Annotated in this window: 8 protein-coding genes; 7 read left to right on the top strand and 1 reads right to left on the bottom strand. The window is 35.7% G+C overall.

What is annotated here, in order from left to right:
• Positions 1–250 precede the first annotated feature (250 nt).
• Entirely contained in the window at positions 251–2,893 is a 2,643-nt protein-coding gene (locus ACVWNY_RS11170; protein ID WP_218326439.1) for a calcium-translocating P-type ATPase, PMCA-type, read from the top strand.
• A gap of 62 nt (positions 2,894–2,955) precedes the next feature.
• On the opposite strand, the gene ACVWNY_RS11165 is transcribed toward ACVWNY_RS11170, so the two are convergent.
• Positions 2,956–3,792, bottom strand: coding sequence for an AraC family transcriptional regulator (locus tag ACVWNY_RS11165; protein WP_454071386.1), 837 nt, complete (start codon positions 3,790–3,792; stop codon positions 2,956–2,958).
• A 155-nt stretch (positions 3,793–3,947) separates the two neighbouring features.
• Here ACVWNY_RS11165 and ACVWNY_RS11160 point away from each other — a divergent pair, with 155 nt between their 5' ends.
• The 6 genes from ACVWNY_RS11160 (at position 3,948) to ACVWNY_RS11135 (ending at position 13,803) form a co-directional block, all read left to right on the top strand.
• Positions 3,948–5,426, top strand: a complete 1,479-nt coding sequence (locus ACVWNY_RS11160) for an amino acid permease (RefSeq protein WP_218326437.1) — start codon at positions 3,948–3,950, stop codon at positions 5,424–5,426.
• Positions 5,423–8,500: a beta-galactosidase subunit alpha gene (gene ebgA, locus ACVWNY_RS11155; protein WP_454071385.1), complete on the top strand. Its 3,078-nt coding sequence runs from the start codon at positions 5,423–5,425 to the stop codon at positions 8,498–8,500. The genes ACVWNY_RS11160 and ebgA overlap by 4 nt, the downstream gene beginning before the upstream one ends.
• A gap of 160 nt (positions 8,501–8,660) precedes the next feature.
• Entirely contained in the window at positions 8,661–9,806 is a 1,146-nt protein-coding gene (gene tgt / locus ACVWNY_RS11150) for a tRNA guanosine(34) transglycosylase Tgt (RefSeq protein WP_218326434.1), read from the top strand.
• A gap of 79 nt (positions 9,807–9,885) precedes the next feature.
• Positions 9,886–10,254 (top strand): preprotein translocase subunit YajC, encoded by a 369-nt coding sequence (yajC, locus tag ACVWNY_RS11145; protein WP_454071384.1) that lies wholly within the window; start codon positions 9,886–9,888, stop codon positions 10,252–10,254.
• A 378-nt stretch (positions 10,255–10,632) separates the two neighbouring features.
• Positions 10,633–12,708 carry a BglG family transcription antiterminator gene (locus ACVWNY_RS11140; protein ID WP_454071383.1) on the top strand — a complete coding sequence of 692 codons (2,076 nt, stop codon included), beginning with the start codon at positions 10,633–10,635 and terminating at the stop codon, positions 12,706–12,708.
• Positions 12,709–12,780: 72 nt separating this feature from the next.
• Positions 12,781–13,803, top strand: coding sequence for an alcohol dehydrogenase catalytic domain-containing protein (locus ACVWNY_RS11135; protein WP_454071382.1), 1,023 nt, complete (start codon positions 12,781–12,783; stop codon positions 13,801–13,803).
• Positions 13,804–13,830: the final 27 nt, after the last annotated feature.

The raw sequence follows: 13,830 nt of genomic DNA, 5'->3' as shown, positions 1-13,830 counted from the left end.
ACAATTTTTACTGTTTATAATATTCTACTTCTTACCGAGAAATTCTTCGAATGAACTTTGTTTCCTCCTTCCTTGTATCTATAATATAGCATAATTAGTTAGAAAAAGAAAGCGATTACAATCATAAAATTAAAAAAAATTATTCACCTCTTTTGAGGGAAATACGAATCACATTCTTTGAATCTGTTAGAAAAACTGTGTTATAGTTAAATCATATGATAACTTATCTAACATTTAAAGGAGGAATTTGATGGCAGATTATCGTAAAAATATTGAAGAAGTAGAGGAGGAATTTGCAACAAATATTCAAAGTGGATTAACCGAAACGGAAGTTAACGAACGACTTAAAAATAACGGAAAAAATAAATTTGATGAACCACCTAAGGAATCACTGGTAAAAAAATTCTTAGTTAGTTTTAGTGATTTTACCACCCTCGTTCTAATCGTCGCAGCAATCATCTCGCTTTACACTGCAATCGCCACCGACCACGGAGATTATTTCGAAGCCTTTCTAATTATCGCAATCGTGATTATCAATGCTGTATTAGCAATTGTTCAAGAAGGTAATGCTGAAAAAGCCTTAGCAGCTTTAGAAGATATGAATAAGCAGACTGCAAAAGTCATACGAGATGAGAGAACGATCGATGTAGATGCAGAAGATTTAGTTGTGGGAGATATTTTAGTCTTAGAATCTGGTGCCATGATTGCAGCGGACGCTCGAATTGCAGAAGGCTCACAGTTAAGAGTAGAAGAATCAGCTTTAACTGGTGAAAGTGAGCCAGTTGAAAAAGACCCTGACTTTATTCCAGAAGATGAAGCACCTTTAGGCGATCGATTAAATATGATCTTCAAAGGCTCAACAATTGTTAATGGTCGTGGGAAAGCAATCATTACAGCGGTCGGAATGCAAACTGAAATGGGTAAGATTGCCGGTTTGTTAAATGATGACCATAATCAAAAAACACCTCTGCAAAAACGATTAAATCAGCTTGGTAAAAGAATTAGTTTGATCGCTTTGGCAGCTGCGGCTTTTGTGTTCTTCATTGGTTATTTACAAGGTGAACCTTTATTAGAAATGTTCATTACAGCAATTTCATTAGCTGTAGCGGCTGTTCCAGAAACGTTAGCCGTAATTGTTACCTTAACTTTGGCTTATGGTGTTCAAAAAATGGCGAAGAAAAATGCCATTATCCGTAAATTGCCAGCAGTGGAAACTTTAGGCTCGGCCAATGTCATCTGTTCTGACAAGACGGGTACATTAACTCAAAATAAAATGCGGGTTCGACGTGTTTGGACTCATGGTGATAGTGTTGTTGATACTGAAGAAGGTATGACGGATGAAGCGATGGAAGTATTATCAGTAGCCGCTTTATGTAGTGATGTCTTAGTTGAAAATGATGACAATGAATTAGTTATCAAAGGAAATCCAACGGAAGCTGCAATTGTACGAGCAGTGGAAGAAAATTATCATACCAAAGCTGAATTAGAAGAAAAACATCCCCGAGTGGGAGAAATTCCTTTTGACTCAGAACGTAAAATGATGACGACCATTCACAAATGGGGTAAAAAATATTTATCAATTACTAAAGGCGCTTTTGATGTCCTATTGCCAAAATTCCATTATGGTGATGTTGATCAAGCAGCGATTGTCAATGACCGTTTTGGTAAAAAAGCTTTACGAGTGATCGCTGTCGGGTATCATTTGCATGATGAAATGCCAACTGAAATTACTTCAGAAGCTTTAGAAAAAAATCTAACACTAATGGGCTTAATCGGGATGATTGATCCGCCTCGCCCTGAGTCAAAAGGCGCTATCAAACGAGCGAAAAAAGCCGGAATTAAGACAGTTATGATCACCGGTGACCATGTTGTAACAGCAGGGGCGATTGCCAAAGAATTGGGAATCATGAAATCTCGCAAAGAAGCTATCTCTGGCGCTGAATTACAAAAAATGAGTGACGATGAGTTAGATGGACGCGTAAAAGATTTATCTGTCTATGCTCGGGTAACCCCTGAAGATAAAATTCGGATTGTTCAATCTTGGCAAAGATCAGGTGCCGTTGTGGCTATGACAGGTGATGGTGTCAATGATGCACCCGCACTTAAGGCCAGCGATGTTGGTTGTGCGATGGGTATCGCCGGAACCGATGTAGCTAAAAGTGCAGCGGATATGATTTTAACAGATGATAATTTTGCAACGATTGTTGATGCAGTGGCGCGGGGCCGTTCGGTATATCAAGGGATTCGTAAAGCGATTAATTTCTTATTGAGTTGTAATATCTCGGAAATTTTTATCGTATTAATTGCTATGTTATTAGGCTGGGGTGCACCATTTACCGCCGTTCAACTATTATTTGTTAACGTTGTGGCTGATGGACTTCCAGGTTTTGCATTAGGCCGTGAACCGGCTGAAGCGGGCATTATGGATGAACCACCGATTCCACGGAATGAAAGTATTTTTGCTCGTGGATTATGGCAAAAAATTGGTTTAAATGCGTTGATGTTTACTGTGGTTGCTTTAGCGGCCTTTTACATTGGTGCGTTTGTACCTTCGATTAGTTATTTTGTCCAACCAAGTTTTGAAGTTGCACAAACCTGTGCTTTCTTAGTATTGGCGTTTTCTTCTATCTTACATGTCTTTAATGTCAGAAGTTCTCGCTCAATCTTCCGAGTAAACCTATCTACTAATAAATCATTGGCTCAAATGGCCTGGTTAGCGATTGGAATTACAGCAGCAATTGCGATTATTCCACAGACCCAAGAATTATTTAGTTTAGTGTCTATTAGCTTTAACCACTGGATTATTGTGGTACTACTTTCATTTGTACCGATTATTATTAATGAAATAATTAAATTCCACAAAGCACCAGAAGTTGATCCAGAGGAAATTTAAAAAAATCTAAAAAGAAAACACAAATGACTCGATATCTTTATCGACGCATTTGTGTTTTTATTTTAAGTTGAAATAAATTGATTACGGTATTGAAGCGGAGTAACTTTCATATTAGCAACAAAAAATTTGGAGAAGTAAGAAGGCGATGAAAAACCCACTTCATAACTAATATCAGTTATATTTAATGAACTTTTCCGTAACAAGGAACAAGCTTTTTGTAAACGAAGCTGTTGTATATAGTTACTGGGACTGATTGCCTTATGTCTTTGAAAAAGTTTAAAGAGATAGGTTCGATCGATTTTGTGTTCTTCAGCAATTTGCTGGATAGAAATATTTTGGGTGTAATGCTCGTCAATATAGTACAGAATATTTCGAAAAACTTGTTCACTTTGACTTAAAATTTGATTGGTTGAGAAGCTTTCTAACAGGTAATCTAATAGGGCATAGGATTTACTCATACTTGAAAATTGATTGCCTTTTTTAAAAGAATCGTAGATCTCTTCAAACAAAATATTTATCTTTGTATCAAAAGAGCCTTTAATTACACAATGCTGCGTATTGAGATTAATTTGATCTAATAAAGACGCTACCTTACTTCCAGAAAAACCAATCCAGCGGTAACTCCAAGGATTCTCTTTTTTGGGAAAATACATATTTTTTGAATTCGCTGGAATCATAAATAAGTCTCCAGCAGTAATGTGCTCCTCACTGATTTGAGGAGTAGAAAAATACCCTTCACCAGCGACACAATAATGCAATACCCAGTAATCGATTGGCGAATACTCGGAAGGTTTTGTCGGACGACAACGCTCATAGCCCACTTCATACAAATGAAATTCTTGGCTACTTTTTGCTTCATTTACTAAGATACTCACATCGTTTTTCATTTGGATATCCATAAGGGCACCCCTTTTTGACTATAAGTAAAAAGGAATGAAAAGTCAACATTAGTACAATAAATTGGAAACATCAGTTGTTTTCATTTTTTTTGAAAGCGCTATATTATTTAAGCATAGCAATTGCATAAAAACTAACACTTGAAAGGAAGTATCTTATGGATAAATCGAGAGAACGTTTAGGTTCTGTAGCGCTCATGCTAATGACCTTTTCAGCTGTATTTGCCTTTCCCAGTATTGTCAATAACAGTATCCAGATTGGTTTAGCGACAATACCAGGTTATTTGTTCGGAACTATTTTTTACTTTTTACCATTTATTTTAATGATTGCTGAATTTGCTTCAGCCAATTCTAAAAAAGAATCGGGGGTGCATAGTTGGCTCGAATCTGTTTTAGGACCTAAATGGGCTTTTCTAGGCGCCTGGTCATATTTTTTCGTTAACTTATTTTTCTTTTGTTCATTATTACCTAATACCTTAATTTATGGCTCTTATGCTTTTTTAGGTAGAAATGTTTTTGAAGGAAACAATAGTACAATTATCATTGCAATTATTTCGATTGTTTTGTTCTGGATAATGACTTGGGTCTGTATCAAAGGGGTTGCTTGGATCTCTAAAGTGACTAGTTTTGCTGGTAGTGCTCGTTTATTTATGGGTGTTGCCTTTGTGGTACTGGCATTTATCGTTGTCTTCGGATTTGGTCATGAACCAGCACAAGATTTTAACTTTTCATCGATTGCACCTAAGTTTAACTGGACCTTCTTCATGACGATGGCTTGGATCTTACAAGCTGTTGGCGGAGGAGAAAGTATTGGCGTATATATCAAAGACGTAAAGGGTGGTAATAAAACCTTTGTTAAAACAATGATTGGCGCAACAATTATTGTGGGTGTGATGTATATTTTGGGCGCAGTGGCAGTTGGTTTTGTTGTACCAGCTGATGTATTGACTGGTAATTTTTCTAACGGAATTTTTGATATATTCAAGATTTTAGGTAATTTTTTCCATATTCCTAGTGGTGTGATGGTTCGCTTAGTCGGCGTAATTTTATTTATTGGTAGCCTGGGTTCACTGGCATTGTGGACAGCAGCACCGGTAAAAGTGTTTTTCTCTGAGATTCCTGAAGGCGTTTTCGGTAAATGGTTAGTTAAAACAAATGAAGAAGGGAATCCGACAAATGCTTTGTTGGTCCAAGGAGTGATCGTAACGATTTTATTAGTTATTCCTGCCTTGGGAATCGGAAATATGGATAGCTTTTTAGAAACATTGATTAATATGACCGCTTCAACATCATTGTTACCAGTCCTATTCTTATTGATTGCATATATTGGATTACGTTGGAAAAAAGACGATATGGAGCGAAGTTTCAGGTTTGGTAACCGAACTGTGGGTTTAACTGCTGGAATTTTATTATTGGCAATCTTTGTCTTTGTCTTCTTCATGTCCACTGTGCCAGATCCACAATTAATTATCGCTGAATTGAATGGTACTTTGGCAAAAGGTACAGCGAGCCCGATTGGCATGTTGGTTTATAATGTCGCCGGCTTAGTTATTTTCATGGGCTTTGCGTGGCTTTGTTGGGCACGATATGAACGAAAAAATAAAAAAATTATGCAAGATAAGGTGGCTGTAAAATGAAAGTTTGGGAAAATTATCAAGTAGATAGCGTTAACCGTTTAGCACCGAGAGCTCATTTTTTGAGTTTTCCATCAATTGAAAAAGCTAATTTAGGCGACAATAAGTACACTCACGCCTTTAAGAATCTAAATGGACAATGGAAGTTCATGTTTTTGGCTGCTCCAGAATACAGTCCACTAGATTTTTATCAGAAAGATTTTGATACACAACAGATGGACGATATTACCGTGCCAGGAAACTGGCAAGTTCAAGGATATGGGAAGATGCATTATTCAGATTTATGGTATAACTTTCCAATTAATCCACCTTATGTACCAACTGAAAATCCGACAGGTATCTATAAAAGAACTTTTGAAGTAGATGAAAGTTTTAGAAATCAAAAAATTATTTTACGTTTTTGTGGTGTTGACTCAGCTTATCACGTTTGGGTGAATGGACAAGAAGTTGGCTATAGTAAAGGTGCCCGCAATGAAGCGGAATTTGATATTACTGACTTAGTAGATTTTGATAGTAGCAATGATTTAACAGTCCGTGTTTACCAGTGGTCTGATGGGACTTATTTAGAAGATCAAGATATGTGGTGGCTCAGTGGGATTTTCCGTGATGTTGAACTGATTGGTGTTCCTCAGACTGGGATTGAAGATTTCACAATCGTGGCTGATTTGACGGATGATTATGAAACAGGATTACTAGATGCAAAAATTCGTTTAAGAGAAAACAACGGTCAAAAAGTTTCACTTCAGTTAGTAGATGCTGCTGGAAATATTGTTTTCCAAGAACAGCAAACAGCTGAAGCAACCGATATTCATTTTATGAAACAATTGCCACAGATTCGTCACTGGACAGCTGAAACACCGTACCTTTATCAAATAATGATCACTGTGGAGAAAGATGGACAATTAATAGAAGCAATTCCACAAAAAGTTGGTTTTAGAAATATTCGTGTAACTGGAGAAACATTCTTGGTCAATGGTGTGGCAATTAAGTTTAAGGGTGTCAATCGTCATGATTATAATCCTAGAAATGGTCGAGTCGTAACCAAAGAAGAAATCGAGAAAGATATTGTATTAATGAAACAATTCAATATTAATGCAGTTCGAACAAGTCATTATCCAGCATCTTATTACCTATATGAATTATGTGACGAATACGGGATGTATGTCATTGATGAAACGGATTTAGAGTGCCATGGCTTTGAATTAACTAACCGCTATGATTGGATTAGTGATGATCCTAAGTGGGAGACGGCATATGTTACTCGCATGGTACGCATGATTGAACGTGATAAAAATCATCCTTCAATTATTTTCTGGTCACTGGGAAATGAATCTTCCTTTGGTCATAATTTTAGAAAAATGGCTGAGGTAGCCAAACAAATGGATCCAACTCGTTTGGTTCATTATGAAGGAGACTTTGAAGCCGAAGTTACCGATGTTTATTCTACGATGTATACATGGTTAGAGCATCCGACAAGAGAATTATTGATGAAGAATATCATTGAAGATTCGAAAAAACCTCATATTTTATGTGAGTATGCTCATGCAATGGGGAATGGACCAGGTAATTTTAAAGAATATCAAGATTTATTTTATGCTCATGATAAGTTGCAAGGGGGATTTGTTTGGGAATGGTTTGACCACGGCATTGAATCCTATGATGAAAATAATGAAAAGTATTACCGTTATGGCGGGGATTTTGGTGATGACCCTAGTAATAAAGACTTTTGTATCGATGGCATGCTGATGCCTGATCGGACACCTTCTCCAAGTTTATATGAGTTTAAAAAAGTGATTGAACCAGTAGAAACTACTGAAAAAGATTTAGCAAAAGGAGAATTCACTTTATTAAGCCGTTTTGATTTTGCTAATTTAGATCAATTTAAAGTGGTTTACAATTTAATGGAAGATGAAACAATTTTAGTGAGTGGTGAGCAGAATTTACCAAGTATTCCAGCCAGAAATCAAGGAACATTGAGTTTAAATTATGCTTATCCTGAACATCCTAAAGCAGGTGCACATTATTTCTTAAACTTATCCTATCAGTTGAAGGGAAATACTGAGTATGCGAACGCTGGTCATGAATTAGCGACGGCACAATTTATTTTGCCACTACAAGTTCCTGGTATGACAGTCGTACCTACAGGGAAAATGCAAATTTCAGAAAGTTTAGCCGAGTTGCAGATTACTGGTGCTAATTTCAAAGTTGTTTTCGATACAGTCCGCGGCACTATGACAGAACTGGAAAGAGATCATCAAACAATTATTTCTAAAGGACCAAGTTTTACTTTCTGGCGGGCGCCGATTAGTAATGATATGGAAATTATTGATGAGATGAAAAAAGTTCAATTCTTACATTTAGAGCACGATAATGTTAGAAGCTTTAACTATCAAGATCACCAAGACTTTATTCAAGTAGAAGTAGAAGTCATTCACGGTACTACTAATAGTTCTTGGCATTACCAATGCTGCTACCAATACAAGATTTTCCCAAGTGGCGATATCTTATTTAATCTAAAAGCTACTCCTGGTGGGAAAATTGATATGGCACCGGATATGTTGCCGCGTTTAGGGGTAACAATGCATTTAGATAAAAATTTAAATCAAGTCAGATATTTGGGACAAGGACCGTTAGAAAATTATGCCGACTCCCGTGAAGCAGCACAACTAGGAATCTATCAAAGTACAGTGGACAATATGTTTACAAATTATGTCGTACCACAAGCAAATGGTAATCATATGGAGACTGAATGGGTATCTCTAACAAATGATCGCGGCCAAGGATTGTTGGCTTCAACCAATCAAAGTTTTAATTTCAGCACTTCTTATTATGACGAAGCTACTTTAGATGTAGCTAAGCATACGAATGAATTGCAAAAGAGCGATCACGTCGTGCTGAACATTGATTACAAGCAAAATGCTTTAGGTAGTTATGCTTGTGGACAGTGGCAATTAGAGAAATATCGGACGAAATTTGAAGCCTTTGAATTATCTTTCCGATTAACCGCTTTTAACAATAAAGAAGTCACTGATTTGAATTTAGCAAAAGAGAACATTCAAGTTAGTACTAAAGACTAATTATTATAGCTGAGTCATAAGTTATCATAACTGTGACTTAGCTTAATTTTTGTTTATCGGAAGCTAAGGAATCTTGCAAAAGCAAATCAAAACAAGTATCATTGTACAAGTTGCAAATATGGCAATATTACATAGATAAAAAAGAAAGTAGGCACGACTTATGACTGAACCAGCGATTAAATATCGTCTGATAAAGAAAGAAAAACATACTGGTGCTCGTCTGGGAGAAATTATTACACCTCACGGTACGTTTCCGACACCGATGTTCATGCCAGTAGGAACTTTAGCTACGGTTAAAACGATGTCACCAGAAGAACTAAAAACGATGGGTGCAGGGATTATTTTAGCCAATACTTATCACTTATGGTTACGCCCAGGTGAAGACTTGGTAGAAGAAGCCGGTGGATTACATAAATTCATGAATTGGGATCAACCAATTTTAACCGATTCCGGTGGCTTCCAAGTTTTCTCATTGGCTGATATGCGTAATATTGAAGAAGAAGGTGTGCACTTTAAAAATCACATCAATGGTTCAAAAATGTTCTTATCGCCAGAAAAAGCTATCAATATCCAAAATAAATTAGGTCCCGATATTATGATGAGTTTTGATGAATGTCCACCTTATGATGAATCCTATGATTATGTTCAAAAATCGGTGGCACGGACTTCTCGCTGGGCAGAACGCGGATTAAAAGCTCACGCCAATCCAGATCGCCAAGGACTGTTTGGAATTATTCAAGGGGCTGGTTTTGAAGATTTACGTAAACAAAGTGCCAAGGATTTAGTCAGCTTAGATTTCCCTGGTTATTCTATCGGAGGATTATCGGTAGGTGAACCAAAAGCTGAGATGAATCGGGTATTAGAATTCACGACACCTTTGATTCCAGAAAACAAACCACGCTATCTAATGGGTGTAGGCGCTGCAGATTCACTAATCGATGGCGTCATTCGCGGCGTCGACATGTTCGATTGTGTCTTACCAACGCGAATCGCTCGTAATGGGACAGTCATGACTTCACAAGGTCGTTTAGTAGTGAAAAATGCGAAATTTGCTCGTGATTTCAGACCACTAGATGAAAAATGCGATTGCTACACTTGTAAAAATTATAGTCGGGCGTACATCCGCCATTTGATTCATAGTGATGAAACATTTGGTATTCGCTTAACTTCTTACCATAACCTGTACTTCTTAATTAACTTAATGAAAAATGTTCGTCAAGCAATTATGGACGATAATTTATTAGAATTTCGTCAAGCATTCTTTGAAGAATATGGTTTTAACAAAGAAAACGCAAAAAGTTTCTAATTTTACTAGAAAAGACTAGTTAAACCTTTTAATCTTTGTTAGAGTTGATATGGATACTTATAATGTGAGGAGAATTTTAATGGGTAATTTATCGATGATTATTTTATTAGTTGTGATGGTTGGGATGTTCTTTATGATGAACCGTTCTCAAAAGAAACAACAACAACAGCGTCAAAATCTTTTAGACTCTATGAAAGCTGGCGACAATGTCGTAACTATTGGCGGTTTGCACGGTGTGATTTCTGAAATCAACAATGCAGACAAAACAATCACTCTTGATTGTGAAGGCATCTTTTTAGTATTTGATCGCGCGTCAATTAAATCAGTTACACCTGCTGCAGGTGCAACTGTAGCACCGGTTGCCTCAGTTGAAGAAGAAGTGACTGTTGTGACACCAGAAGAAACACCAGCTGAAGCAGATGACACTGCTAAGACAGACGAAAAATAATTCAGATTTATATTAATAAAAATTGATATAGTGTGAATGAAAATTAAAAAAAGGATTATAGATTGACTAGCCTGCTAGTGGATTTATAATCCTTTTTTTTATTATGTTTGTCTGCTTATAGCACTTCTGATTGTTTTATTATTATTTTCTTTATTGAGTGCTATTTAAGGCGAATCATTTTAAGTGTATTTTTTTTGTTTTTTTATATTTTTTAAAAATGTTGATAGGGAATAGGGAATTCTAGATAATATATTAAGAAGCTTGATTTAATAATAAAAGTAAATCCCATTTTTTAGTAAGCGCTTTCCGAAACTTGGGATGAAAGTTCATTTACTTTTTCTTTGCGCGTTATATAATAAATTTGTAAGGAGGTATGACATGTTTATTGATTTAAGAAGTACTTGGATATTAGAAGAGCTTGTTACATTTCAGGGTCATGTTTCTATTAGTTTTATTATGGACAAATATTCAGTAAGCGCCCGGCAAATCGATTATTCATTAAATAAAATTAATGATTACTTATCTCAAACAAATGGCAATACAATCAAAAAAAGCAATGGAGAATTAGTTTCTAATTTTGATGTTCAAGCCTTCTATTTAACCGTAAAAAATAGTAAGCAAAGTGTTTATATCTTTTCGGAAGAAGAACGGTCAATCATGATGATTTTGTTGCTTGTTGGTCAGACACATCAAATATCCTTGCAAGACTTTATTATTGACTTAAATATAAGTAAAAATACTGCCTTGAAAAGTTTAAAAAGCGTAAAAATAATGTTAGAAACTTATGGTTTAGAACTTAGATATTCCCGTGCTCAAGGGTATCTAATATTAGGAAATGAGTATCAGACGCGGTTGATGATTCGAAATTTAGTCGATGCTATCTTGAAAGATGAATTCAAGAAAAATTTTGTACTGTCTCTTTTGGATATCTCTTTCGAGGCGGAAAATATTTGGCAAAAAATTAGTTCCTTAGAAGAACGATTGGGGACGGTTTATACAGATGGTCGACGCTACTCTGTTGCTTTGCTTATGGCTATTTTTTTGAGACGTATTAATAAAGGTTTAATTTTAATTAATTTTTCTGATGTAAGTGATATTAAAGATACGCTAGAGTATCAAGAAATTACCGATTTGTTTTTTGATAAAGACAATGTCCCTAGTATTGAGTTAGCATATTTAACCTTGTGTATCTTATCTATCGACATTTCAAAAATGAATGGCTTTTCTGATGTGGAAATTCCTGAATTACGGAGTGCTATTTTAAAAGTAATTGCTCTTTTTGAAAAGAAAGCTTGCGTGTTTTTCTCAGATCATAGTTCACTCATAGAAATATTACTACAACATTTAAAGCCGGCTTATTATCGAATGCGCTACTCATTGAATCTTTCAAAAAGTTTTGACGAAACGTTGTTAAAAGAAGCAGCAGATAAAGAATTTAGTGAAGTATATCAGATGGTAGAAGCTAGCTTAGAGCCGCTAGAAAGCTTTTTTGAAAAGAAACTACCGACACAAGAAATTAGACTGCTTACTTTGATTTTTGCTGGCGAACTTAAAAAGAAAAAAATGAAACCAAGTAAAAAAATTAGAGCAGCAGTTATTTGTTCAGAAGGTATTTCTGTATCAAGAATTTTATACATTACTTTGTCACAATTGATTCCAGAAATCGAATTTTTGAAACCGTTATCTATTAAGGAGCTAAGTGAGCTAAAAGATAATGAATATGAGTTAATTATTTCACCTTTTTATATTGCGACAGCCAAAAAATTGGTGGTCATTGATCCTTTAATTACTAGAAGAAATGGCCTTTTAATTCGAGAGAAAATTTTAAGCGAAATATATGATCTCAGTAGCAACCAAGTGAATGTAGATGAAATTCTAAATATTATAAGACAATCGGCCACAGTGAGTAATGAACAAAAATTACGATCGCAATTAAGTAACTATCTGTACATGCCATCCCAAGAAATTAAAAAGTCACATAAAAATATAAAAAAAGTGAATCATGAGAGTCCTAATATTGCTGAGCTTATCTCAAAAGGAAGGATTCAAAAAATAAAAAAAGTGGCGGATTGGCAAGAAGCATTACAGATTGTAGCTAAGCCTTTAGAAAATGAAAAAATTATTGAGTCAAAATATGTGGAAAGAATCATTAATAATTATCAACAAAGCGTTCCCCATATTGTCTTTGGTAAAGAAATTGCTATCCCTCATGCAAACTACGAAGAAGCGGTTAAGGCTGTGGGGATGAGTATGTTAATTATTGAAGAAGGAGTTACTTTTTCAGAGACACAACATGTTCATATAGTTATTTTACTAGCAACCCCAGATAAAAGTAGTCACTTAAATGCAATGCTTCAACTTTTAGATTTATCAGTTACTGATGATGATGTAAATCAAATGATGCAAGAGTCATCAGCTAACCATATATTAAGTATTTTAGAGAAGTATCATTAATTTAAGATACTTTACTAGCTAGGTCTAGGCGAATGACGATTCGCAATTTAAAAAAACTTTGGAGGAAGAAAAATGAAACAAATTGTCTATTACGGTATTGAGGATGTTCGGTTAAAAGAAGTTGCTATTCCTACCCCAGCTGCGGGTGAAATTGTTGTTAAAAACAAAGTTACTTTAACTTGTGGAACTGATGCCAAAATGTTTATGAGAGGATATCGTTATGACCCACCACATTTAATAGGACATGAAGCAGCTGGTGATATCGTTGCGGTGGGCGAAGGCGTTACTAAATTTAAAATTGGTGATCGAGTGGTTGCTCACAATACCGCACCTTGTCATAAATGCTACTGGTGTAAAAAAGGACAGCACTCTATGTGCGTCGACTTACCATCTAACTTAGGTTCTTATGCAGAGTATCAATTAATTCCAAAAAATATTGTAGAAGAGAACACTTTCTTATTACCAGATGAGATGAGTTATAAACAAGCAGCGTTAACAGAGCCCTTATCTTGTGCTACGTACGGAATTGATCAAGTGGAAATTGAACAAGGTGATAGTGTAGTTGTAAACGGTTGTGGACCAATCGGATTGATGTTTATTCGGCTAGCCTATTTGAAAGGTGCACGGGTAATTGCTTGTGACAATAAACCGAATCGCTTGGAATTAGCAAAAAAAATGGGAGCAATGCATCTAATTAATATCAATGAAGTTGATCAAGTACAAGCGGTACGTGATTTAATTGAAAACTCTCGTGGTGTAGATGTAGCAATCGAAGCTGCAGGGCTTCCAGAAGTTTGGGAAATTGCTTTTAATCAAGTTCGTGCTGGAGGTCAAGTTTTATGTTTTGGTGGGACTAAGAAAGGAACAAAGGTTGAATTTGACTGTACCCGCATGCATTATGAACAAATTACCGTCAAAGGTGTTTTCCATACAACGCCAATCCACGTAAATGCAGCTTTTGAATTGTTGAAAATGAATGCCATTTCTGCAGATGATTTTGTTGAAAATGAATATACAATTGAAGAAACCGAAGCAGCGATTAGAGAACATGCTGCAGGTAAAGTGATCAAAAATTGTATCATCTATGAAGATTAATTTTTTTATTTTATAAATGTAGGAGGT

It is taken from the genome of Enterococcus sp. JNUCC 77 (genome assembly GCF_054819945.1).
The sequence above is the reverse complement of the archived record's forward strand: the minus strand, read 5'-3'. Positions and strand labels throughout refer to the sequence as shown.